Genomic DNA, 22,447 nt, shown 5'->3' on the forward strand with positions numbered 1-22,447 from the left:
GTGGGGCCGAGTAGTCGACTACTCGGCCCCACCGCTGCCGTCGCTCCCGCGAGGGAGGCAGGTCACTCTCCGGCCCGGGTCATGCTGCCCTGGGACGCCCGGGCCCGTGCCTCCCGCAGCGCACGCAGCCGCGGCGGCCACTTGCGGGTGTCACGCGGCTCGACGTAGGGCTCCTCGGCCGGCGGCCGGCCCCCGCTGATCGCCCGCTGACGCGCCAGCTCCGCGTCGAACTCCAGGCCGAGCAGGATCGCCAGATTGGTCAGCCAGAGCCACACCAGGAAGATGACGGCGCCCGCGAGAGCACCGTAAGTCTTGTTGTACGAACCGAAGTTGGCGACGTACAGGGCGAAGCCGGCGGAGGCGACCAGCCAGATGAGTGTGGCGAGGACACTGCCGGGGCTCACCCAACGGAAGCCGCGGCCACGGACGTTGGGGGCGGCCCAGTACAGCAGGGCGATCATCAGGACGACCAGTACCAGCAGGACCGGCCACTTCGCGATCGACCAGGCGGTGATCGCCGCGTCACCGAGCCCGACGGCCGTGCCCGCGCGATGGGCCAGCGGTCCGGTGAACACCACGATCAGGGCGCTCACCGCGAGCAACAGCATCAGCGCGACGGTCAGCACCAGCCGCAGCGGCGTGAGTTTCCAGACGGGGCGGCCCTCCGGCAGGTCGTACACGGCGTTCGACGTGCGGATGAACGCGGCGACGTAGCCGGACGCGGACCAGAGCGCGGCGAGCAGTCCCACGATCGCGAGCACGCCCCCGGTGCCCCCGCTGTCGCCGAGCTGCACCACCGCGTCGTGCAGGATCTGCCGGGCCGGCCCGGGGGCCAAGTCCCGTACGTTCTCCAGGAGTTTGTCGGTGACGCCAGGCCCGGCAACGCCCAGCAGGGACACCAGTACCAGCAGCGCGGGGAACAGCGACAGCACGCCGTAGTACGTCAACGCGGCCGCGCGGTCGGAGAGTTCGTCGTCCTGGAACTCCTTCGCCGTGCGCCGCACCACCGCCCACCAGGAACGCGCGGGCAACTCGGTGGGGCTGTCCTTCTCGGTCAGTCCCGCCGTCTCCGATTCCGGTCGCTTCTCGTCCATGACCTGGCGTATGTCCCGGAACGGGGCGATGAAGCCCGCGCTTGACCTCCATCATGGTTGAGGTTGAAGGGTGGTCGGTACACGCAGTGAGCGCGACCATCGGAGGCCGTCATGACCCGCCGTACCGCCGTCCATCCCGAACTCGCCGACTCCCGGGCCGGATCCCCGCTCTTCAGCACCTGGCGGGTGGGGACCCCGGAGCGCCAGCGCGTCGCCGTCGACGCCATCGCCGGCACCTGGCAGAGCCGGCCCTGGCCCGCCGAAGGCCTGCTGGGCTACTACGTCTACGCCGGTCACGACGGCACCACGCTGATGCACCACTCGCGGTGGACGGGCGAGCAGGAGTACGAGGACTTCGTCGCCGCGCACCGGCAGCAGCGGGTGGACGAGATCGACCGGGCGGTGCCGGGAATCGAGCGGATCGGACTCGGCCGCTACCGGCGCTACCGGAGCCTGGAGCGCGCCGCCGGTGACACGCGCGTCCCGGGCCTGGTGGTGACCGTCGAGATCGGGTTCGAGGCGGCCGCGGCCGGGCGGCGGAGCGCATGGGTCGACCTGGTGCTGGACGCCCTGGCCGACGACCCGGCCGGGAATCCCGGCCTCATCTCGGCGCACTTCCACCTGAACGACGACGGCACCAAGGTCCTCAACTACGCCGAGTGGGAGAGCGCGGAGGCCTACGACAAGGCCCTCGCGGCGCCCGGCGAGGGGGTCGGCTCGGTCACGGAGCACTGGGAGCGCGTACGGAACTTTCCCGGGCTGACGAGGTTCTCGGGGAGCCGGTACACGTACGTGCTCGGGCTCGAGCCCTGACATTCGGGTGCGCCCGGTGCCTGATACGCGCACACGCCGACCTCACCGGTGGGCACCAGGGCCCGGCTCGGACGCGACCCGGCTCCGGCACGACCCGGCTCCGGCACGACCCGACTCACCGACAACTCCAATCGCCTGGACAAAAAAAGTGTTCGGTGGGACGCTGGAGCCATGTTGGACGTGACCGTGATCGAGGATGCGGCGGCAGCCGCCGTCTCGCTGGACCCCGTGCGGGCCCGGCTGCTGGCCGAGCTGGCGGCCGGGCCCGCGTCGGCCGCCATGCTGGCCGGCCGGATCGGGCTGCCCCGGCAGAAGGTGAACTACCACCTGAAGGCCCTGGAGCGGCACGGCCTGGTGGAGCTGGCGGACGAGCGCCGCAAGGGGAACGTCACCGAGCGGCTGATGCGCGCGACCGCCGCGTCGTACGTCATCTCGCCGCTCGCGCTCGCCGCCGTGCAGCCCGACCCGGACCGCTTCCGGGACCAGCTCTCCGCCCGCTGGCTGCTCGCGCTCGGCGCCCGGCTCGTACGGGACGTCGGATCGCTGATCACCGGCGCGACGAAGGCCCGCAAGCGGCTGGCCACCTACGCGCTCGACGGCGAGGTGACCTTCGCGACCGCGGCGGACCGTGCCGCGTTCATCGAGGAGCTGACGGCGGGTGTCGGCGGGCTGATCCGCAAGTACGACGCCCCCGACACCGCCGGCGGCCGCAGCCACCGGATCGTCGTCGCCCTCCACCCCACGGTCAGACCCGAGACCCCGGCGGCCGAACTGCCCATCAGTACCGAGGAGTGACCATCATGTCCAAGGAATTCGAGAGCGCCCACGAGATCGAGATCGACGCCACGCCGGAGCGGGTGTGGGACGCGATCACCGAAGGCACCGGAGGCTGGCTGTGGCCGATGGAGGCGCCCGAGCCGCGCGAGGGTGGTACGGGCCCCTTCGGGTCCACGATCACGACCTGGGACCCTCCGCACCGCTACACCAACCGCGTCGAGGACGTCGACGGCATCTCCGAGCAGACCCTCAACCAGCTCGACTACACCATCGAGCCGCGCGAGGGCGGCAGCCGGGCCTGGGTGCGGTATGTGCACAGCGGCATCTTCGTCGACGACTGGGACAACCAGTACGACGGTGCGAACAAGCACAACGCCTTCTACCTGCGCACCCTGCGCGAGTACGTGACGCACTTCAGCGGCCGCCCGCTCACGTTCGCCATGTTCGACGGACCCGAGGCGTCCAAGGCGCCCGACGCCTTCAGCGCCGTAGGACATGCGCTCGGTCTCGCGGACGACACCACCGAGGGTGCGCGCGTGCAGGCCCGCGGTCCCGAGGGGCAGCTCCTCGACGCCGTACTCGACTACCGCGACCCGTACTTCATCGGGCTGCGCACGGACAACGCCCTCATCCGCTTCTTCGGGCGCAACCACTGGGGCGCGCCGGTGGGCATCAGCATCCACGACTTCGCGCCCGACGCCGACGGCAAGCGCAACGAGGCCGCCTGGCAGAGCTGGTTGGACGGCGTCTTCGCCGGGTGATCACCGGTACGGCGAAGAGCCCGACCCCTCGGACGACGGGGCCGGGCTCTTCGCGGTGCGGGGACTACGGCCGGAACCGCAGCACCTGCGGGTCGTGGTCGCTGATCTGGTCGGAGAACTCCGAGTTGACGTGCACGCTGTCGTACTCCACGTCGCAGTCCTTGCGGATCGACGGGCTGATCAGGATCTGGTCCAGGACCTGGCTGTTGCCCTGGTAGTCGTACGTGTAACGCTCGCTCTTCGGCAGGGACTTGATGGCCGACCAGAGGGCGCCGTCGTCCTCCAGGAGCTTCGCCGTGTCGGAGAACTCGAAGTCGTTGATGTCGCCGAGGGCGATGACGTCGGCGTTCTTCTGGGTCTTCAGCACGTCCTCGACGAAGGAGTTCACCGCGGTCGCCTGAAGGTGCCGCTGGGTCTCCGAGCTGCGGGCCGGCGGCTGGTACTGGGAGGTCAGCCCCTGGTCGCCGCCCTTCGAGGCGAAGTGGTTGGCGATCACGAAGACGGTCCTGCCGCGGAAGACGAACTCGCCCGCGAGCGGCTTGCGGCTGCTCTTCCAGGCGCCGTTCGCCGGATCGATCCGGCCGGGGGAGACCGTCAGGGCCGCCTTGCCGTGCACCTTGGTGACACCGACGGCGGTCGTCGAGTCGCCGCCCGCGCGGTCGGTGAAGGAGACCCGCTCCGGGTTGAAGAGGAACACCTGGCGGATGTTGCCGCCGGGCTCTCCGCCGTCCTGGTCGTTGACCGGGTCGATGGAACGCCAGTCGTACTTCGGGCCGCCCGCCGCGACGATCGCGTCGATCAGCTTGGTCACGGTCTGGTCGGCGGCGACCGTGCCGTCGTCCTTCGCGCCGTTGTTGTCCTGGATCTCCTCCAGGGACACGACGTCGGGCGACCGCAGGTTGTTCACGATCGCGGACGCGTGGGCCGCGAAGGTGCCGTCGCCCGGGTCGAGGTTCTCGACGTTGTACGTCGCCACGGCCAGCTCGTCGCGGGACTGCTTCTGGGTCGTCTCGCGCTCCAGGCCGCCCTTCTCCAGGGTGCCCAGCTGGTTCGCGGCGAGGGTGTAGCCGCCGAACTGGTTGTAGTCGAGCGGACCGGCGGTGGTGCCGGACAGCTCGTCGCCCACGTTCGCGGTGGGGAAGTCGGCGGTCGCGCCGAGGGACTGGATCTGCAGCCGGCCGGTGTTCTGCGAGGTGTACGCGCCGTACACCGTGCCGCCGCGGCGGTTGTCGTGCTCGCCCGGCTTCACCGTCACCCACAGCTCGCTGTACGGGTCGGTCGCGGTGACCACGCGGGCGTCGGCGACCCGGACGTTCATGCCCTCCAGGGACTCGTAGTAGTCCAGGGCGTACTTCTTCGGCTGCAGGGCCAGGCCGTTGACCGAGCCGGCCGCCGCGGTGTCACCGGCGGCGGTGTACACGTCCGGGACCGACCGGGCGTTGACGACCGTGGCGGCCGGGACGGCGTTGCCGCTGGAGAGCACGGTCACCGTCGGCTTGGTGAGCTCCGTCACCGACTGGTTGCCGGTCGAGGTGCCGCCGGGGACGTACTCCGAGACGGTGGCCGTGACCGTGACCGAATCCCCGACGGCGACCTTCGGCGCGGAGCTGGTGAAGACGAAGACGCCCTCACTGGTGGCCGCGTCCGCGTCCGCGTCCGGGTCCTGGAACCAGAAGCCCTTGGACGAGCCGTAGGTCCGCACGCCGGTGACGACGCCGGTCACGTCGGTCACCTTCTGGCCCGCGAGCGGGGATATCCGGGTGGTGCCCTGGATGTCGTGGATGTGGACGGTGTCCGCGTGGGCGGGTGCGGTGAGCACCACGGCGGAGACGGTGGAACAGACCGCGGCAACGGTCAGCGCGGCGATGCGCGCGGTTCTCTTGCTCGGCAAGGGAATCCCTCCGGGGACGTACGTGAGCGCCGGGACGAGGGTGGAGCAGTGGGGGGAGCGCGACCTGCGTGCGGGCCGGTGACGCGCGTAGAAGCAGGTGAGCGAGTGCCCGTCCGACTTCTACGCGCGTCAATCTCGTGCGTGGCCGGGGGAGTTGTCAAGGTTTCGGCGGTGTCCGACTCCTGACAGGGACATGAACCGGGCGGCATGCGTCCAAATCCGTCTAGGCTGAGCCGTCACGGCAGTGCGGTGCGGGCGACGGGGGTCGGCGGCCCTCGAAGCCCGTTCTGCCTGCCCTGCCTGTCCTGCTTGTCCGGAGGAGAATCAGCCGATGTCAGACAGCTCCCCCCTGCCGCCCGTGCGGTTGACGTCCGAAGCGGAGCTGGCGCGGGACGCGCTCGCCGCCCCGCTGCTGTCCCGCGCCGCGCGGCTCGCCCGCTGGGCCGGACCGGACACACGCGTGGGCGCGGGCGGCGAACTCGTCGAGGAGCAGCTTCCGGCGGCGGCCGCGGAACTCGGACTCACCGGGGACGAGGCGGTCGCCTACGCCAGTGAGGCCTGGCGGGTGGCCGTCGATGCCGGCCTCGTCGAGATCGTGGACGAGGAGGAGGGCACGGTCGCCGCCGGCGCGGACCTCGCGCTGCTCACCTCGGGAGCGCCCCAGGACGTGCTCGGCGTATGGCTCGCCGCACTGGAGACGGTCCTGGCCGACGCGAGCGTGCCGGACCTCGACGACCTCGTCGAGGCGATGGACGAGGGCGGCGAGATCGACTTCTCCTCCCTGGACTGGGACCCGGAGGCGGAGGCCGAGTTCCTCGACGGCGTGCTCGGCAACCTCTATCTGCTGACCGTCAGCGAGGAGGGACCCGGCGACAGCCCGGTGCCGCTGCCCGCCCTCGCCGCGTCGATGATCGTGCCGGACGACATGGGCGAGCCCACCAACGACGTACTGGAACAGGTGTCGGACGCGATGATGCGGCTCGACGACCAGTTCCGTCTCCTGGAGCCGGTGGGGCTCGTGGACTTCCAGCCGGTGGACGAGGCCCTGATGGCCGACGCCGACGACCCGGAGGCGCCGGCGGTGGTCGACGAGACCGACGTCTCGCGTTACGGGATGGTCCGGCTGACGCCCCTCGGCCTGTACGGGCTGCGGGCGCGGCTGCAGGAGGCCGGCATCGAGGCGCCCGCGGTCGGGGACCTCTCGGACAAGGGGGCGGACGCGCTGCTCGACGGCACCTCCGCTTTTCCGCCGGCCGCCGCGCAGGCCGAGACCGAGCAGTGGCTCACCCGGCGTGAACCCCTCCCCGCGGCACGGGAGTTGCTGGCGGCGGCGCGCGGTACGGACGAGGGCGCCCCGCTGCGTCGCCTGCGGTGCCAGCAGGCGCTGTCGCTGGTCGGCGCCGAGGCGGAGCCGGCGCTGCGCGAGGTGCTCGACGACCCGCAGCTCGGCGGGCTCGCGCGGGTCTGGCTCGCGGAGCGCGGCGCGGCCGAGGTGCCCGCGCCGTCGGAGGCGATGGTCTTCTGGCTGACCATCGACACCGTTGCCGCGCAGCTGGCGGCCGAGGGCAACTCCGAGGAGCTGCAGGGCCTCGTGGAGGGCCTCGCCCAGCAGCACGGTGGCTTCTTCGCGACGGCCTGGCGGGTGGACCACCCGGCCACGCCGGACGTCCTGGAGGCGATGGGCCGGCTGCACCCCGACAAGAAGGTCGCCAAGGAGGCTCGTAAGGCCGCGTTCAAGGCGCGGTCGCAGCAGGCGGGGTGAGCCGTCGGGTCCCGCGTGGCCCGGCGGCGCCCTTGCTGCTTGCCCTGGTGGGGCGATTTTCCGAGCGCGAAAGAGCCTTGTTCCTCGCTACGGCGGGGGCAGGGCTCTTTCTTGCTTTCGGCCGGATTCACGCAAGCAGGGTCCCTGAAGTCGGCCTCTGTTCAACTCCCGTTCAGGCGCGAGCGGGACCGTGTCGCCGCAACGAGGTCCGCCACCCACCCCCCACGACGTCCCACTCCACCGTCAGCAGGAGACAGCATGTCGCTCACCCGCAGGGACTTCGCCAGACGATCCGCGCTCACCGGGGCCGGAGTCGCCCTGGCCGGCAGCGTCGGCGCGCTCGCCACCGCGCCGAACGCCCTCGCGTCCACGGACACCGAGAGCGCGGACGACCAGTCGGCGGACCGGCACGGGGGCGTCGGCTACGGGCCGCTGATTCCCGACCCCAAGGGCGTCCTGGCGCTGCCCGCCGGGTTCTCGTACCGCGTGATCACCTACAGCGGAAGGACCAAGCTGGAGTCCGGCGAGTTCACGCCGTCCAACCACGACGGCACCTCCACCTTCGAAGGCCGTCGCGGCACGACGCTCCTGGTCAACAACCACGAGCTGAAGGGCCCGCGCGCCGACTGGAAGTACCCCGTGCCGCTCACCCCGGGCCTGGTGTACGACCCGGCCGCGTCCGGCGGCTGCACGGTCGTCGAGGTGCGGGGGGACAAGGTCGCCGAGTGGGTCGGCATCGCGGGAACCTCCACCAACTGCGCCGGCGGCAACACCCCTTGGGGCACCTGGCTCACCTGCGAGGAGACCGAGGACAAGGCCGGCCAGAACGGCATGACCAAGGACCACGGCTACGTCTTCGAGGTCGACCCCGAGGACGGCCGCCGTAACCGGAACCCCGAGCCGGTCAAGGCGCTCGGCCGATACGCCCACGAAGCCGTCGTCGTCGACCCCAGGCGCGGCCGCCTCTACCTCACCGAGGACGCGTCGGGCCCCAACGGCCTGCTGTACCGCTGGACCCCGCCGCAGGGCTTCGAGCACGGCCACGGACAGCTCGCCACCCTCGCCGACGACGCCGGCGCCCTCCAGGCCTTCAAGTGCTTCGACTCCGGCGGCAAGTTCGTCGACGACCTCTCCCGCGCCACCAGGATCGGCACGGTGTACGGCGTCGACTGGGTGGACGTGCCGGACCGGGACGCGAAGACCGTGTCCGTGCGCAAGCAGTTCACCACCGGCCAGGTCACCCGCGCCCGCAAGCTCGAAGGCATGTGGTGGAGCGACGGCGGTGCCTACATCGTCGCCTCGTACGCCCGTGACGAGAGCCCCGTCCCGCACGACGGCCAGGTCTGGTTCTACGACCCCAAGCGCCGCACCCTCACCCTGAAGGTCCTGCTCGGCGTGAACCCCGACCCGGCCAAGGACGGCGCCTTCGACAGCCCCGACAACATCACCGTCTCCCCGTACGGCGGTCTCGTCATCGCCGAGGACGGCGAGGGCGTCCAGCACCTCTTCGGCGCCACCGACAGCGGCCGCACGTACCCGATCGCCCGCAACGAACTGAACATCGGCACCGAAGCGGAGCCGGCCTACAGCGAGTTCACCGGCGTCACCTTCTCGCCCGACGGCAGGACGCTCTTCGCCAACATTCAGGAGCCGGGCATCATGCTGGCCGTCAAGGGGCCCTGGAAGCGCCAGAAGCGCGGCTGAACTCCGCACCGTCCGGGCGGCTTTTAATTCGCTCGCCGAGCCGCGGCACGCCTCCTAGAGTGAAGAACGTCCAGGTGCGAAGGCAGGACCTACTTCCACTGATAATGGGGCGGCCGCGGGTTCGAGTCCCGTCACCGGTACAACGCGCCGGTGTAGCTCAGGGGTTAGAGCACCTATGTCGGTTCCGCCGACCTGAACTCTGGACACTCACAACTTCATGCACCTCCCGGTGCGCAGGCTGCGGCTACTTCTCTTCCAAAGAATCCACGCCGCCGCCGATTTGATCTCGGGAGGCGCAGCAGCTGGTGTGTGCCCGGTGCGCAGGCAACGGTTACTTCATCGGACCGGACGGTTGCGGGTTCAAATCCCGTCGTCGACCCCAGGGTCGAGGTAGCTCAATTCGGAAGAGCATCTGGCTAAAGTCCGTCGCCGACTCCTGATCTCGGGCACGCTCCATTTGCTGCGCCTCCCTCCGAAACGCGACTTCACGGTCGTAGACGAATTCGGGGGAATTCATCATGGCGCGATTCAACACCAAGACGGCCAAGGCGCAGGGCGCTTCGCGCGTCACCTCGACCGGCCGCGTCCTGCGGACGCACCAGGGCGGCCGTGGCCAGGAGCGCGACGCGCGTTCCGAGCTCTTCCTGCTCGCCGTCGCCAACTTCGTTTCCCAGCAGACCTTCTACGAGACCGGCGCGGCCCGCGACGACCGGTTCGCCAAGCTGGTGCGCGAGCTCGCCGTCGCCGACCCCGCCTGGACGGCCGGCCTGCTCGGCTGGCTGCGCGGCGAGGGCAACCTCCGGACGGCCTCGATCGTGGGCGCCGCCGAGTACGTGAAGGCGCGGCTCGACGCGGGCGCCACCGACGGTCCGGCGAACCGGCAGGTCATCGCCTCCGTGCTGCGCCGCCCGGACGAGCCCGGCGAGCTGCTCGCGTACTGGACCTCCCGCTACGGCCGCAACGTGCCCAAGCCCGTCAAGCGCGGTGTCGCCGACGCCGTACGCCGTCTCTACAGCGGCAAGTCGCTGCTGAAGTACGACACCGCGTCCAAGGGCTACCGCTTCGGCGACATCCTGAACCTGGTGCACGCGGCCCCGGACCCCGGCAAGCCGTGGCAGGGCGACCTGTTCCAGTACGCGCTGGACCGGCGCCACCACCCGGACACGGCCGTGGTGCCCAAGTCGCTGCCCGTACTCGCGGCCCATCGCGACCTGATGGCGCTGCGGCCCGCCAAGCGGCGCAAGGTCGTGACCGGAGCACAGGGCGCGCAGCGCCTCGCGGAGGCGGGCATGACCTGGGAGGCGCTGGCCGGCTGGCTGCAGGGCCCGATGGACAAGGCGGCCTGGGAGGCCGTGATCCCGTCCATGGGCGCGATGGCGCTCGTCCGCAACCTGCGCAACTTCGACGAGGCGGGTGTCTCGGACGAGGTGGCGGCCCAGGTCGCCGCCAAGATCAGCGACCCGGCAGAGGTGGCACGCTCGCGGCAGTTCCCCTTCCGCTACCTCGCCGCGTACCAGCACGCGCCGTCGCTGCGCTGGTCCTACCCGCTGGAGCAGGCGCTCGGCCACTCGCTGGCCAACGTGCCGGTCCTGCGCGGGCGGACGCTGGTGCTCGTGGACCGCTCCGGTTCGATGTTTTACTCGCGGCTGTCGGACCGCTCGGAGCTCAACCGGGCCGACGCGGCGGCGATCTTTGGCACGGCGCTCGCGCTGCGGGCGGCAGACGCAGATCTGGTCGAGTTCGGTACGACCAGCAACCGGGTGAAGTTCCGCGGCGGCGAGTCGGTGCTCAAGGTCCTGGAGCGCTTCGGCGACCTCGGTGGCACCGACACCAGCGAGGCGGTGCGCCGGCACTACAAGAAGCACGACCGGGTGCTGATCGTCACCGACGAGCAGGCCATGTACAGCCACTACGGCGACCCGACCGAGCAGGTTCCGGAGCACATCCCGGTCTACACCTGGAACCTGGCGGGGTACCGGCCGGGCCACGGCCCGTCCGGGACGGCCCACCGGCACACCTTCGGAGGGCTCTCGGACGCGGCCTTCCGGATGGTGCCTCTGCTGGAGCAGGCCCGGGACGCCGACTGGCCGTGGGCTGGTTGAGACGGGCGCCGACCGGTCGTGGGCCGGTCGAGAGGGGAGTCGTGCGAGTGCGGCCCGTACTTCGGTGCGGGCCGCACTCTTGTGCGTCCGGCAGATTGATATCTAACATTTCACTCCATGGAGGCGATACGGCCCGTGCGCCGGACCCTGCTCAGGGACCAGGCGTACGAGGCGATACGGGACGCCATCGTCACCGGCGACATCGAGCCGGGCACGGCGGTGCGGGACGCCGAACTCGCCGAGCGGCTCGGGCTGTCCCGGGCGCCCGTGCGCGAGGCGTTCGCGCGGCTGGTGGACGAGGGTCTCCTGGAGTCCAAGCCGCAGAGCTACACCCGGGTGACCCCCGTGGTCGCCGCCGATGTCCGGGACGCCGCGGCGGTGGTGGGCGCCATGCACGCACTCGCGGTGCGCACGGCCGTGCCGCGGTTGCTCGCGACGCACCTCGACACCATGCGGGACGCCAATGCGCGGTTCGCCATGGCTGTGCGGGCCGGTGACGTGGACGCCGCTCTGCTCGCCGACGACGAGCTGCACGACGTACTGGTGCGGGCAGGCGGCAATAGCGCGGCCGCCGCCACCATCGCCCGCTACACCCCGCTGATCCGTCGCCTCGAGCGACGCCGCTTCGGTGAGGGCGGCAACTGCCGTTCGCCGGGGCTGCACCAGCGGCTGATCGACGCCTGCGCCGAACGGGACGTGGCCGAGGCCGTCCGCGTCACGGCGGAGATCTGGCTCGCGCTCGAAGAGGTGGCCGACACCGACCCCTGATTTCTCGCCGCCCTGTATCCGAGGAGCGCTGTTGGCTCGCATTCGCTCGGTACGTGATCCGCATTGGCTCGGCACCTGACCTGACCTGCACGTCGGCCGTATCTCATCCGGGGAGGACTCATGTCCCTTGCCTCGTACGCGCGTTACCCCCTGCTCTTCGGCCCCTCGCCGGTGCATCCGCTGGAACGGCTGACCCGGCACCTCGGGGGTGCCGCGCTGTGGGCCAAGCGGGAGGACTGCAACTCCGGCATCGCGTACGGCGGCAACAAGACCCGCAAGCTGGAGTATCTGATCGCCGACGCGCTCGCCCAGGGGTGCGACACGCTCGTCTCGATCGGCGGGGTGCAGTCCAACCACACCCGCCAGGCCGCGGCCTGTGCCGCCCGCGCGGGACTCAAGTGCGTGCTGGTCCAGGAGAGTTGGGTGGAGTGGCCCGACGCGGTGTACGACAAGGTCGGGAACATCCTCCTCAGCCGGCTCGCCGGCGCCGACGTGCGGCTCGTCCGGGCCGGGTTCGGGATCGGCTTCAAGGAGAGCTGGGGACAGGCCCTGCGGGAGGTCGAGGAGGCGGGCGGCAAGCCGTACGCCATCCCGGCCGGGGCGTCCGACCATCCGCTCGGTGGCCTCGGATTTGCCGGCTGGGCGTACGAAGTCGTGCGACAGGAAGAGGAGTTGGGCGTCTTCTTCGACACTGTCGTGGTGTGTTCGGTCACCGGCTCGACCCAGGCGGGCATGGTCGCCGGGTTCGCCGCCCTGCGGGAAGCGGGCGGGCGGCCGCGGCGCGTTCTCGGGATCGACGCGTCGGCGGAGCCCGCCCGTACCCGTGAGCAGATCGCCCGGATCGCGCACCGCACGGGCCAACTCATTGGTGTGCAGGGCGAGTTGACGGTAGAAGATGTCGAACTGGACGAGCGGTATCACGCGGGCACGTACGGGGTCCCCGACGAGGCCACGCTGGAAGCGATGCGGCTCGCTGCCCGCACCGAGGGGATGATCACCGACCCCGTGTACGAGGGGAAGTCGATGGCCGGCATGGTCGATCTGGTGGCCCGCGGAGAGATAGGGCGGGATTCGACCGTGCTGTATGCCCATCTGGGCGGGCAGCCTGCGCTGAATGCGTACAGTGCGCTGTTCTGAGTCTGGGGCTGCGTCTGGGGCTATGTCTGGGGCTGGGCTGGGTTTCGTCTGGGTTGGGTTTTCGTCTGAGCCCGGGTGGCGGAGGGTCGAAGTCGGGGGCCGGCGCGGTGGTTCGCCTGGCGGGGGTCACCGCGGTGGGCGCGGGCGTCCGGTGAGGGCCAGGGCGGCGACCAGGAGGGCCACCAGCGCGATCAGTGAGCCGGCCCCGAACGCCCGGGCCGCGCCCTGGGTGAGGATCGCGGCCGGGGAGCCGGTCGCGTGCCGGGTCGCCGTCCCGAAGACCGTGACCAGCACGGACAGTCCAAGGGTGCCGCCGAGCCACTGGAGGGTCTGCAGCAGGCCGGAGGCGGCACCCGCGTCGCGCGGTGCGATACCCGCGAGGATCGTCGCGTTGAGCGGCATGAAGCTCATGCCGACGCCCAGGCCCATCAGGATCATCGGCCCGAGCAGCCCGGTGACATAGCCGTCGCCGGGTTCGAGTCGCCAGAGCCAGCCGCCCGCGACCACGATCAGCGTCATGCCGGTGAGCAGCAGCGGCTTGGCGCCGTGGCGCTGAAGGAGCCGCGGCACGATACGCAGGGTCGCGAAGATGGCCAGCGTCATCGGCAGGAAGGCGAAACCGGCGCGCAACGGGCCGTATCCCAGCGCCTGTTGGGTGAGGAGCGTGAGGAAGTAGAACGCGCCGAACATGCCCGCGGGGAGCAGCAGCACTCCCGCGTAGCCGCCCGCGCGGTTGCGGCTGCGGAAGAGGCGCAGCGGCATGATCGGCTGGTCGGCACGGGACTCGATCAGCGCGAAGCCCGCGAGGAGTGCGGCGGCCGTGCTGAAGCCCAGCAGTGACTGGATGTCGGTCCAGCCGTGTTCCGAGACCCGGATGAAGGCGTAGACGAGGGACGTCATGCCGGCGGTGCCGGTCAGCGCCCCCGCCGCGTCGAAACGGCCCGCGTGGCGCCGGGTTTCGGTGACGAAGCGGGGGAGGGCCAGGGCCACTCCGATCCCGATCGGCACGTTGATCAGCAGAGCCCAGCGCCAGGACGCCCACGAGGTGAGCATGCCGCCGAGCACCAGGCCGATGGAGGCGCCGATGCTGGCCATCGAGGTGTAGATGCCCAGGGCGTGGTGGCGGCGGGGGCCCTCGGGGAAGTTGGTGGTGATCAGGGCGAGGGTGCTGGGGGCGGTGAGGGCGGCGCCGACGCCCTGGAGTGCGCGGGCCACGAGCAGCCAGCTGTCCGCCGTGGCGAGACCGCCGAGCAGCGACGCGAGTGCGAAGAGGAGGACGCCGGCGGTGAGCGTGCGGCGGCGGCCCGCGATGTCGCCCACGCGGCCGCCGAGCAGGAGCAGTCCGCCGAAGGCGAGGGTGTAGGCGTTGAGCACCCACGAGAGGCCGGTCGGCGTGAAGTTGAGGTCTCGCTGGATGTCCGGGAGCGCGACGTTGACCACCGTGGAGTCGACGCCGACCATCAAGTAGGCGGTGACGATGACGAATAACGCGGTGCGGAGGGTGGGCGGGTGCGGATGCCGCTGCTGGGGCTGCGGGGCTGGGGATGTGGGTGCGGTTTCGGGGGCGGGCCCGGGTGGGGTGGGGCCGGTGGGCTGTGCCGGTGAAGTGGGCGGGGTGGACATGGGATGCTCCCTGTCTGGTGTCCCGGTGAGGTGTCCGCGGGCCGTGCGCGGTGCCTGCGGAGGGCAGCACGGATCACCCCCGTGGACGGCGCGGATGGCCCGCGGCGGTAAGCGGGGACTGTCTCCGTTTAGTGCTCGCTAAGATACGGAGAAGGTCCCCGGTTCGCAAGGAGTATCTGGATGACGCAGGTGGGAGCGGGCGGCTCGACGCGTTCGGCCAAGCCGATGCGGGCGGATGCGCGGCGGAACTATGAGCGGTTGCTCAAGGAAGCGGCGATCGCGTTCGCCGAGCACGGGGAAGGCGCGTCGCTGGACGACATCGCCAAGCGGGCCGGGGTCGGGTCCGGCACGCTGTACCGGCATTTCCCCACGCGGCAGGCGCTGTTGGAGGCCGTGTACGTCGACACCATCGACGCGATTGCGGCGCGGGCGGACGAGATCGCCGCCGAACTGCCGCCTGGTGAGGCGTTGGTGGAGTGGCTGAACGAGCTGAGCGAGGGGATGATCCAGGTCCGCGGGCTCAAGGGGCTGCTCGGGTCGGCTGTCGCGGACGGGAGTTCGGCGGTGCTGACCGCGTGCGGGGACTCGGTGAAGGGGGCGGCGGGTCGGCTGGTGGGGGCGGCTCGGCGGGAGGGGACGCTGCGGGCGGATGTGGAGCCGATCGAGCTGCTGCGGCTGGCGCACGGTGTCGCCACGGCGTCGGAGCTGGCGAACGGGGAGGGGAAGCACATCCGGCGGTACCTGTCCCTCCTGACGGAGGGGTTGCGGCCGGGGCCGGCCGGCTGAGCCGTCGGTGGGTGGGCGGTCGCCTGGTGCCGGTGGCCGGTTCGCCGTCCGGTGGTGGGTGGTTCGCCCGTGTGCCGGTGGGTGGTTCGCCGTCCGGTGGTGGGTGGTTCGCCCGTGTGCCGGTGGGTGGTTCGCCGTCCGGTGGTGGGTGGTTCGCCTGGTGCCGGTGGGTGGGTCGGGTCCGTGCCGGTACATCCGCCCGTCGCCCTACCGGCTGTGGTGTCTTCTGGGGGCGCTCGGTTGGGTGTCCTGACGCATGGCGACGGGCATTTGATGTACCGGCACGGCCCCTTCGGCGCGTCGGCGACTGCGGTGCGTGGGGGTTGCGGGCGGGGGCGGGCCGCCGTCGCCGGCTTGCGCTGGGGGCAGCGGGCGCCCCGGGCGACTGCGGGCAGACCTAGCTGCGGGCGTGCGTGCCGGTAGGGGCGAGGTCCCCCCAACCCGGGCGGCACCTCGAAGTGCCGGGCTCGCCGGCCCACCCCGGCGCCGGGTGCTGACGGGGGTAGGGGAGATGGCCCACCCGGCACTGCAGAGGGCGCCCGGTGGAAAAACTAGAGCGCGCCCGCGGCCGGCTTGACCATGCCGCGGACCGTGCGGGACTTGACGAAGTCCCCGATGGCCGTCATCTCCCACTCACCGGAGAACTGTTTGATCAGCTTGGCCATCATGACGCCGGTCTGCGCCTCCGCGTTGGTGAGGTCGAAGCGGACCAGCTCCTCGTCGGTCGCCGCGTCGACGAGACGGCAGTACGCCTTGGCGACCTCCGTGAACTTCTGGCCGGAGAAGGAGTTGACCGTGAAGACCAGGCCGGTGACCTCCTGGGGAAGCCGGCCGAGGTCGACGACGATCACCTCGTCGTCACCGCCGCCCTCACCCGTGAGATTGTCGCCGGAGTGCTTGATCGCGCCGTTCACGATGGAGAGCTTGCCGAAGTAGCAGCTGTCGATGTGATTGCGCTGCGGGCCGTAGGCGATGACCGACGCGTCCAGGTCGATGTCCTTGCCGCGGAACGCGGGCTCCCAGCCGAGGCCCATCTTGACCTGGGAGAGGAGCGGACGGCCGTTCTTGACCAGGGAGACGGTCTGGTTCTTCTGGAGACTGACCCGGCCCTTGTCGAGGTTGATCTTCCCGGAGCCGGGGGCGGCCGCCGCGGGAGCCGGCGGCGCGGCCGGGGCCGGGGGCGCGGACACGCGCGGGTCGAGCGGCGGAGCCGGCGGGGTCACCGGGGGCTGCATGGCAGGCGTGGCCGGGGCCGCCGCGGGCGCCGGCTCCTCCACCGTGACACCGAAGTCCGTGGCGATGCCCGCCAGGCCGTTCGCATAGCCCTGGCCGACCGCGCGGGCCTTCCACGCGCCGTTGCGGAGGTAGACCTCCACGATCACCAGGGCGGTCTCACTGCCCAGCTGCGGCGGGGTGAAGGAGGCCAGCACGGAGTTGTCGTCCGCGTTGCGGATCGTGGCCGTGGGCTCGATGCCTTGGAAGGTCTGGCCCGCCGCGTCCGGGCTCGCGGTGACGACGATCTTCTCGATGCCCGGGGGGACCGCGGACGTGTCGACCGTGATCGCGTCCGGGGCCGTACCCCCGCCGGAGCGGTAGGTCACGCCCGGGCCCGCCGGCTGGTTGTAGAAGATGAAGTCGTCGTCGGAGCGCACCTTGCCGTCGGCGGTGAGCAGCAGGCCCGACACGTCGAGCCGCACCGGAGCGGCGACGTCCACCGTCACGCGCGCGACGGGGAGAGGGATGTTCGAGCCAGGGGTCATAGCTGTCATGCCGGGTGAACGACCGAGGCCGCTTTACCGTTCCCTTACCCGACGGCCATTTGGGTCAGTGGCGATTTCGCGGGTGATTTCGGGCCGTGCGTTCGTTGCCCCGCTTGTAGTTTCCGGTCCAGCGGGCCATGACGAGCTGGGGGTCTCCGGTCACCACTTCGGCCAGGAACTGCTGGGCCCGCGGACCGCGCAGCGTGCCGGCGGCGCGTTCTAGATGCGTGATGACGACCGCGCCGTCCGCGAGCTCCTCGTATCGGAATCCATGGGGTTGTGGCATGGCCGGGATACTAGGCGTCCGGCCATGCCCGGGAACAGCGAATTACGGTGTCACGATGATCTTCCGGCCCACTCCGGCCGCGAATTGCTCCAGTGCCTGCGGATAGCTCGAGAGCGGCAGCCGGTCGCTGATGAAGACGTCCGGATCGAGAACGCCGTTCGCGAAGAGTTCCGCCGCCCGCTCGAAACTGTGCAGGACCGCCATCGAACCGGTGATGGTGATCTCCTGGTTGTAGATGCGGTACGGGTCGATGCTGACCCGGGTCGCATAGTCGGCGACACCGAACTGGAGGAAGGTGCCGGCCTTCGCGACCCGGCCCAGGCCGTCCTGGATCGCGGCCGCGTTGCCGGTCGCGTCGACGACCACGTCCCAGCCCTGGGGGCGGTCCAGCTCGTCGGCGTTCACCGCCGAGGCGGAGACGCCGAGCAGCTGGGCCGTGGCCAGCCGCTGCTGGTTGAGGTCCACCATCTCCACGCTCGCCGCGCCGGTGCGCTTGGCCAGCTCCAGCATCATCAGGCCCATCGTGCCCGAGCCGTAGATCAGGACGTGGGCGCCGAGACGGGCGTTGAGGACGTCGTAGCCGCGGACCGCGCAGGAGAGCGGTTCGACGAGGGCGGCGTCCTGGGTGCGTACGTGCTCGGGGAGCTTGACGCAGTTGGCCACCGGGGCGACGGCGAACTGGGCCGCGCCGCCCGCCGTGGTGACGCCGATCGCGGCCCAGCGCTCGCAGAGGTTGTTGTGGCCGGTACGGCAGTAGCGGCACTCGTAGCAGTACAGGGACGGGTCCACGGCCACCCGGTCGCCGACCGAGACCTCCGTGACCTGGGTGCCGACCCCGACCACCTCGCCCGCGAACTCGTGGCCCGGCACGATCGGCAGCTTGGGCGCGAACTCGCCCTGGAGGATGTGCAGATCGGTACCGCACAGTCCGCAGGCCGCGACCTCGACGACGACCTCCCGGGGCCCTGGCGTCGGGTCCGGGACCTCCATGACGACGGCCTTGCCCACGGACTCGATGACGGCGGCCTTCATTTCACGGCTCCCAACGACAGGCCCTGGACCAGTTTGTCCTGGGCGGCGAACCCCGCGGCGAGCACCGGCAGGGAGATCACGAGCGACGCGGCGCACACCTTCGCCAGGAACAGGCCCTGGCTGGTGATGAAGCCGGTCAGGAAGACGGGGGCGGTCTCGGCCACCACTCCGGTGAGGACCCGGGCGAAGAGCAGCTCGTTCCAGCTGAAGATGAAGCAGATCAGGGCCGTGGCCGCGATCCCGGGGGCGGAGATGGGGGCCACGATGCGGCTGAGGATCGTGGGCAGCCTGGCGCCGTCGATCTGTGCGGCCTCGATGACCGCCACCGGGACCTCGGCGAGGAAGGACTGCATCATCCACACCGCGATCGGCAGGTTCATCGAGGTGTAGAGGATGACGAGCAGCCAGATGTTGTCCAGCATCCCGGTGTTCTTCGCGAACAGGTAGATCGGCAGCAGCCCGGCCACCACCGGCAGCATCTTCGTGGAGAGGAAGAAGAACAGCACGTCCGTCCACTTCTTCACCGGCCGGATGGAGAGCGCGTACGCCGCCGGGAAGGCCAGGAGCAGGACGAAGAGCGTCGAGGCCACGGACGCCACGGCCGAGTTGATCAGCGCGGGCCAGGGGCTCGCGCCGCCTCCCGTGCCGAAGAACTCGCGGTAGCCGTCGAGCGTGAGGGAGGCCGCGAAGGACGGCGGGTTGGTCGCCGCGTCCGACTCGGAGTGGAAGGACGTCAGCGCCATCCACGCGATGGGCAGGAAGAAGACGATTCCGGCCAGCCAGGCGATCAGGCCCAGGCCCGCCCCCCGGGTCCGGCGGCTGCGTACGGGTACGGCGGTGGCACTCATGCGCGGTTCGCCTCCTCGCTGAACAGGGACGACACCACGCGCAGTGCGAAGGTCGCGATGATGATCGAGCCGATGACGACCAGGACGCCCGCGGCCGAGGCGAGGCCGTTCTCGTGGGCCTGGTAGAAGCTCTGGTAGACGGTGTAAGGCAGGTTCGCCGTGCCGAGGCCGCCCGAGGTGATCGTGAAGACCGCGTCGAAGTTCTGCACGATGTAGATCGAGCCCAGCAGGGCGCCGAGTTCGAGATAGCGGCGCAGGTGGGGGAGGGTCAGGTGGCGGAAGACCTGCCAGTCGGTCGCGCCGTCCACCCGGGCCGCCTCGACCTGTTCGTGGGAGCGGCTCTGCAGTCCGGCCAGCAGGATCAGCATCATGAAGGGCGTCCACTGCCAGATGAGGGAGGCCTCCACCGCCAGCAGCGGGGTGTTGGAGATCCAGTCCGGCTGTGGGCCGCCCACATAGTGCAGCAGCCCATTGAAGAGGCCGTATTCCGGGTTGTAGAGCACGTGTTTCCAGAGCAGGGCCGCGGCCACCGGGACCACCAGGAAGGGCGCGATCAGCAGGGTGCGGACCAGGCCCCGGCCGCGGAACTTGCGGTCCATGAGCAGGGCCAGACCCAGACCGATGACCAGGCTGGCGATCACCACGGCGGCCGTCAGCAGGATCGTCGTGAGGACCGACTTGCGCAGGTCGGGGTCGGTGAGGACCTGCGAGTAGTTGCCGAAGCCGGTGAAGTGGCGGGCCTTCGGATAGAGGGCGTTCCAGTCGAAGAAGGAGATCACCAGCGTGGCCACGAAGGGCAGCTGTGTCACGGCGATCATGAAGATCAGGGCGGGCAGCAGCGGTGCCCGGGTGGCCCAGGCGCGCAGCCGGCCGGAGGGCGGGCGGGCGGCGCGGGCGGGAGCGGTCGCGACGGGGGCTGTCGTGGTGGCGGTCATCGTCCCTCGTACTCCTTCGAGATCTGCTCGGCGAGCCGCTGGGACTTCTTGAGCGCCGACTCGACGGACTGGCGTCCGGCGATGGCCGCGCTGATCTCCTGCGAGACCTTGGTGCCGAGATCGGTGAACTCGGGGATGCCGACGAACTGGATGCCGGGTGCGGGGCGCGGCTGCACCCCCGGGTCGCGGGGCCGGGCGCCTTCGATGGCGGCCCGTGTCATGTCCTGGAAGGCGGCGGCCTCCTTGCGGTACTCGGCGTTCGTGTACGTCGAGGCGCGCTTGCCGGCCGGGACGTTCGACCAGCCGACCTTGTCGCCGACCAGTTGCTCGTACTCCTTGCTGGAGGCCCAGGAGATGAACTTCCAGGCCTTGGAGGAGTTGTGGGAGGCCTTCTGCATGCCCCAGGCCCAGGTGTAGAGCCAGCCGGAGCTCTTCGTCTTCTCCACCGGCGCCGGTACGTAGCCGATCTTGCCCTTGACCGGGGACTTGGCCGATTCGAGGGAGCCGGCGGCCGAGGTGGCGTCGTACCACATGGCGGTCTTGCCCTGGGTGAGGTTGTTGAGGCACTCGGCGAAGCCGGACTGGGCCGCGCCGGACTCGCCGTGCTTGCGGACGAGGTCCACGTAGAACTTCGTCGCCTTCTCGAACTCGGGGGAGTCCAGCCGCGCCTTCCAGTCCTTGTCGAACCAGGTGCCGCCGAAGGTGTTCACCACGGTCGTCAGCGGTGCCATGATCTCGCCCCAGCCGGGCAGGCCGCGCAGACAGATGCCCCGCATGCCGGACTGGGCGCCGTCCACCTCGGCGGCGAGCTGCGCCACCTGCTCCCAGGTGGGGTGTGCGGGCATCTTCAGGCCCTTCTCGGCGAAGACGTCCTTGCGGTACATCAGGAAGGACGACTCGCCGTAGAAGGGCTGCCCGTAGAGCTTGCCGTCGTCGGCGGTGAGGGACTGCCGCATCGGCTTCAGCACGTCCTGTTCGTCGTACGCGGGGTCGTCACGCACGTACGAGTCCATCTCGTGCAGCCAGCCGTTCCTGGCGTAGATCGGGATCTCGTAGTTGCTCAGTGTGGCGACGTCGTACTGGCCGGCCTGGTTGGCGAAGTCCTGGCTGATCTTGTCGCGGACGTCGTTCTCGGGGAGGACGGTGAAGTTCACCTTGATGCCGGTCTCCTTGGTGAAGTTTCCGGCGGTGAGCTTCTGCAGCTCGACCATCTGGGGGTTGTTGACCATCAGGACATTGATGGAATTGCCGCCGGAACCGGCTCCGCCCGCCCCGGCCCAGCAGCCGGAGAGCAGCGGGGCGAGCAGCGTCCCTGCGGCGGCCGCGGCAAGCGCGCGCGGCCTCCGTCGGCTCTGGGTTCGCATGGATCGCTCCTGGACGTATGGGGAGATAACGGGTGAGTGTGGGTAGGGCGATGCCCTACGGGTGGGTCAGTTGGGCTTTCGAACGCGCTGTGAGTGGGTCAGTTGGGTTGTCAGACTCGGATGACCTGGGGGCCCTGCAGCGAGTACCGGTGGGCCTCTGAGGAGGGGAGCAGCGTGCTGGTGACGATCGCCTCCAGCGCGCTGATGTCGGCGAACCGGCAGAAGCTGACGGCCCCGAACTTGGTGTGCACGCCCGCGAAGACCGTGCGCCGTGACGCGCGGATCGCCTGCGCCTTGACCTCGCTGACCGCCGGGTCGGGGGTGGTGAGGCCGTGTTCGCGTGAGATGCCGTTGGCGCCGATGAACGCCAGGTCGATGACGAAACCGGCGAGCATCTTCGTCGTCCAGTGGTCCACGGTGGCGAGCGTGCCGGGGCGGACCCGGCCGCCGAGCAGCAGGACACTCGTGTTGTCGGCCTCGGCGAGCGCGCCCGCCGTGGCCAGGGAGGCGGTGACCACGGTCAGCGGCCGGTCCCTGGGCAGCGCCTCGGCGATGAGCTGCGGGGTGAACCCCTCGTCGACGAAGACCGTCTCCGCGTCCCCGAGCAGCTCGGCCGCGGCGGCCGCGATCCGGCGCTTCTCGGGGACCTGACTCGTCGTGCGGAAGGCGAGCGTCGTCTCGAAACCGGCGCTCTCCACGGGATAGGCGCCGCCGTGGGTGCGCCGCACCAGACCGTGGTCCTCCAGGGTGCGCAGGTCGCGCCGGACGGTCTCCTTGGCGACACCCAGTTCGGCGGCCAGCGCGGTGACGTCGACCGAGCCCGTACGGCGGGCGGCCCGGACGATCTCGCGCTGTCGCTCCTCCGCGGTCATGGCCGGCACCTGCTCCCTGTACGCACTGCTTCACTGCCTCGCTGCCCGTTCGGGCCCTTGAGGGAAGTTCTACAGCGGGTCTCGGTCACTGACCAGGCCTGTTGCATGCCCGATGGTGCCCGGCTGTGTCCG

19 protein-coding genes are annotated in these 22,447 nt (G+C 70.6%); 9 read left to right on the plus strand and 10 right to left on the minus strand.

Annotated elements, in window-relative coordinates:
* Positions 1–62: 62 nt before the first annotated feature.
* The gene (locus ACFWM2_RS18960) at positions 63–1,094 is read right to left on the minus strand and encodes a YihY/virulence factor BrkB family protein (RefSeq protein ID WP_383280671.1); all 1,032 of its coding nucleotides are present in this window, start codon (positions 1,092–1,094) and stop codon (positions 63–65) included.
* A 111-nt stretch (positions 1,095–1,205) separates the two neighbouring features.
* On the opposite strand from ACFWM2_RS18960, the gene ACFWM2_RS18965 reads away from it, so the two are divergent.
* The 3 genes from ACFWM2_RS18965 (at position 1,206) to ACFWM2_RS18975 (ending at position 3,445) form a co-directional block, all read left to right on the plus strand.
* The gene (locus tag ACFWM2_RS18965) at positions 1,206–1,907 is read left to right on the plus strand and encodes an antibiotic biosynthesis monooxygenase (RefSeq protein ID WP_383280674.1); all 702 of its coding nucleotides are present in this window, start codon (positions 1,206–1,208) and stop codon (positions 1,905–1,907) included.
* A gap of 171 nt (positions 1,908–2,078) precedes the next feature.
* The gene (locus ACFWM2_RS18970; protein WP_383280676.1) at positions 2,079–2,702 is read left to right on the plus strand and encodes an ArsR/SmtB family transcription factor; all 624 of its coding nucleotides are present in this window, start codon (positions 2,079–2,081) and stop codon (positions 2,700–2,702) included.
* Between the two features lie 5 nt (positions 2,703–2,707).
* The gene (locus ACFWM2_RS18975) at positions 2,708–3,445 is read left to right on the plus strand and encodes an SRPBCC domain-containing protein (RefSeq protein WP_383280679.1); all 738 of its coding nucleotides are present in this window, start codon (positions 2,708–2,710) and stop codon (positions 3,443–3,445) included.
* A gap of 64 nt (positions 3,446–3,509) precedes the next feature.
* On the opposite strand, the gene ACFWM2_RS18980 is transcribed toward ACFWM2_RS18975, so the two are convergent.
* Positions 3,510–5,336 (minus strand): endonuclease/exonuclease/phosphatase family protein, encoded by a 1,827-nt coding sequence (locus tag ACFWM2_RS18980; protein ID WP_383280681.1) that lies wholly within the window; start codon positions 5,334–5,336, stop codon positions 3,510–3,512.
* Between the two features lie 331 nt (positions 5,337–5,667).
* Here ACFWM2_RS18980 and ACFWM2_RS18985 point away from each other — a divergent pair, with 331 nt between their 5' ends.
* The 5 genes from ACFWM2_RS18985 to ACFWM2_RS19005 all read left to right on the plus strand — a co-directional run bounded on the left by ACFWM2_RS18985 (position 5,668) and on the right by ACFWM2_RS19005 (position 12,809).
* Complete coding sequence (locus ACFWM2_RS18985; RefSeq protein ID WP_383280684.1) at positions 5,668–7,098, plus strand: hypothetical protein; 1,431 nt, start codon at positions 5,668–5,670, stop codon at positions 7,096–7,098.
* Positions 7,099–7,356: 258 nt separating this feature from the next.
* Complete coding sequence (locus tag ACFWM2_RS18990) at positions 7,357–8,802, plus strand: alkaline phosphatase PhoX (RefSeq protein WP_383280687.1); 1,446 nt, start codon at positions 7,357–7,359, stop codon at positions 8,800–8,802.
* 518 nt (positions 8,803–9,320) lie between these two features.
* Complete coding sequence (locus tag ACFWM2_RS18995; RefSeq protein WP_383280690.1) at positions 9,321–10,904, plus strand: TROVE domain-containing protein; 1,584 nt, start codon at positions 9,321–9,323, stop codon at positions 10,902–10,904.
* Positions 10,905–11,021: 117 nt separating this feature from the next.
* On the plus strand, positions 11,022–11,672 hold the full coding sequence (locus ACFWM2_RS19000; RefSeq protein ID WP_383280693.1) for a GntR family transcriptional regulator: 651 nt from the start codon (positions 11,022–11,024) through the stop codon (positions 11,670–11,672).
* A gap of 120 nt (positions 11,673–11,792) precedes the next feature.
* On the plus strand, positions 11,793–12,809 hold the full coding sequence (locus ACFWM2_RS19005) for a 1-aminocyclopropane-1-carboxylate deaminase (RefSeq protein WP_383280697.1): 1,017 nt from the start codon (positions 11,793–11,795) through the stop codon (positions 12,807–12,809).
* A 126-nt stretch (positions 12,810–12,935) separates the two neighbouring features.
* Here the strand turns inward: ACFWM2_RS19005 and ACFWM2_RS19010 are convergent, their stop codons facing one another.
* Positions 12,936–14,432, minus strand: coding sequence for an MFS transporter (locus ACFWM2_RS19010; protein ID WP_383280700.1), 1,497 nt, complete (start codon positions 14,430–14,432; stop codon positions 12,936–12,938).
* Between the two features lie 180 nt (positions 14,433–14,612).
* Here ACFWM2_RS19010 and ACFWM2_RS19015 point away from each other — a divergent pair, with 180 nt between their 5' ends.
* Complete coding sequence (locus ACFWM2_RS19015; RefSeq protein ID WP_383280703.1) at positions 14,613–15,218, plus strand: TetR/AcrR family transcriptional regulator; 606 nt, start codon at positions 14,613–14,615, stop codon at positions 15,216–15,218.
* Between the two features lie 551 nt (positions 15,219–15,769).
* On the opposite strand, the gene ACFWM2_RS19020 is transcribed toward ACFWM2_RS19015, so the two are convergent.
* From ACFWM2_RS19020 to ACFWM2_RS19050, 7 genes are all read right to left on the minus strand, one after another.
* Positions 15,770–16,978 carry a TerD family protein gene (locus tag ACFWM2_RS19020; protein ID WP_383280705.1) on the minus strand — a complete coding sequence of 403 codons (1,209 nt, stop codon included), beginning with the start codon at positions 16,976–16,978 and terminating at the stop codon, positions 15,770–15,772.
* 64 nt (positions 16,979–17,042) lie between these two features.
* Positions 17,043–17,264, minus strand: coding sequence for a hypothetical protein (locus ACFWM2_RS19025; protein ID WP_383280708.1), 222 nt, complete (start codon positions 17,262–17,264; stop codon positions 17,043–17,045).
* A gap of 42 nt (positions 17,265–17,306) precedes the next feature.
* The gene (locus ACFWM2_RS19030; protein WP_383280711.1) at positions 17,307–18,296 is read right to left on the minus strand and encodes a zinc-dependent alcohol dehydrogenase family protein; all 990 of its coding nucleotides are present in this window, start codon (positions 18,294–18,296) and stop codon (positions 17,307–17,309) included.
* A complete protein-coding gene (locus tag ACFWM2_RS19035) occupies positions 18,293–19,144 on the minus strand; it encodes a carbohydrate ABC transporter permease (protein ID WP_383280714.1) in 852 nt (283 codons plus the stop codon). The genes ACFWM2_RS19030 and ACFWM2_RS19035 overlap by 4 nt, the downstream gene beginning before the upstream one ends.
* Entirely contained in the window at positions 19,141–20,079 is a 939-nt protein-coding gene (locus ACFWM2_RS19040) for a carbohydrate ABC transporter permease (RefSeq protein ID WP_383280717.1), read from the minus strand. The genes ACFWM2_RS19035 and ACFWM2_RS19040 overlap by 4 nt, the downstream gene beginning before the upstream one ends.
* Positions 20,076–21,443, minus strand: a complete 1,368-nt coding sequence (locus ACFWM2_RS19045; RefSeq protein ID WP_383280720.1) for an ABC transporter substrate-binding protein — start codon at positions 21,441–21,443, stop codon at positions 20,076–20,078. The genes ACFWM2_RS19040 and ACFWM2_RS19045 overlap by 4 nt, the downstream gene beginning before the upstream one ends.
* A gap of 110 nt (positions 21,444–21,553) precedes the next feature.
* Positions 21,554–22,315, minus strand: coding sequence for a DeoR/GlpR family DNA-binding transcription regulator (locus tag ACFWM2_RS19050; protein WP_383280723.1), 762 nt, complete (start codon positions 22,313–22,315; stop codon positions 21,554–21,556).
* Positions 22,316–22,447: the final 132 nt, after the last annotated feature.

Source organism: Streptomyces sp. NPDC058371 (genome assembly GCF_042723265.1).
Lineage (GTDB): Bacteria > Actinomycetota > Actinomycetes > Streptomycetales > Streptomycetaceae > Streptomyces.

Bases quoted from the DNA above. Each gene is read 5' to 3' on its own strand.
- ACFWM2_RS18960 (WP_383280671.1), bottom strand. From the start codon at position 1,094: ATGGACGAGAAGCGACCGGAATCGGAGACGGCGGGACTGACCGAGAAG.
- ACFWM2_RS18965 (WP_383280674.1), top strand. From the start codon at position 1,206: ATGACCCGCCGTACCGCCGTCCATCCCGAACTCGCCGACTCCCGGGCC.
- ACFWM2_RS18970 (WP_383280676.1), top strand. From the start codon at position 2,079: ATGTTGGACGTGACCGTGATCGAGGATGCGGCGGCAGCCGCCGTCTCG.
- ACFWM2_RS18975 (WP_383280679.1), top strand. From the start codon at position 2,708: ATGTCCAAGGAATTCGAGAGCGCCCACGAGATCGAGATCGACGCCACG.
- ACFWM2_RS18985 (WP_383280684.1), top strand. From the start codon at position 5,668: ATGTCAGACAGCTCCCCCCTGCCGCCCGTGCGGTTGACGTCCGAAGCG.
- ACFWM2_RS18990 (WP_383280687.1), top strand. From the start codon at position 7,357: ATGTCGCTCACCCGCAGGGACTTCGCCAGACGATCCGCGCTCACCGGG.
- ACFWM2_RS18995 (WP_383280690.1), top strand. From the start codon at position 9,321: ATGGCGCGATTCAACACCAAGACGGCCAAGGCGCAGGGCGCTTCGCGC.
- ACFWM2_RS19000 (WP_383280693.1), top strand. From the start codon at position 11,022: ATGGAGGCGATACGGCCCGTGCGCCGGACCCTGCTCAGGGACCAGGCG.
- ACFWM2_RS19005 (WP_383280697.1), top strand. From the start codon at position 11,793: ATGTCCCTTGCCTCGTACGCGCGTTACCCCCTGCTCTTCGGCCCCTCG.
- ACFWM2_RS19010 (WP_383280700.1), bottom strand. From the start codon at position 14,432: ATGTCCACCCCGCCCACTTCACCGGCACAGCCCACCGGCCCCACCCCA.
- ACFWM2_RS19015 (WP_383280703.1), top strand. From the start codon at position 14,613: ATGACGCAGGTGGGAGCGGGCGGCTCGACGCGTTCGGCCAAGCCGATG.
- ACFWM2_RS19020 (WP_383280705.1), bottom strand. From the start codon at position 16,978: ATGACCCCTGGCTCGAACATCCCTCTCCCCGTCGCGCGCGTGACGGTG.
- ACFWM2_RS19025 (WP_383280708.1), bottom strand. From the start codon at position 17,264: ATGCCACAACCCCATGGATTCCGATACGAGGAGCTCGCGGACGGCGCG.
- ACFWM2_RS19030 (WP_383280711.1), bottom strand. From the start codon at position 18,296: ATGAAGGCCGCCGTCATCGAGTCCGTGGGCAAGGCCGTCGTCATGGAG.
- ACFWM2_RS19035 (WP_383280714.1), bottom strand. From the start codon at position 19,144: ATGAGTGCCACCGCCGTACCCGTACGCAGCCGCCGGACCCGGGGGGCG.
- ACFWM2_RS19040 (WP_383280717.1), bottom strand. From the start codon at position 20,079: ATGACCGCCACCACGACAGCCCCCGTCGCGACCGCTCCCGCCCGCGCC.
- ACFWM2_RS19045 (WP_383280720.1), bottom strand. From the start codon at position 21,443: ATGCGAACCCAGAGCCGACGGAGGCCGCGCGCGCTTGCCGCGGCCGCC.
- ACFWM2_RS19050 (WP_383280723.1), bottom strand. From the start codon at position 22,315: ATGACCGCGGAGGAGCGACAGCGCGAGATCGTCCGGGCCGCCCGCCGT.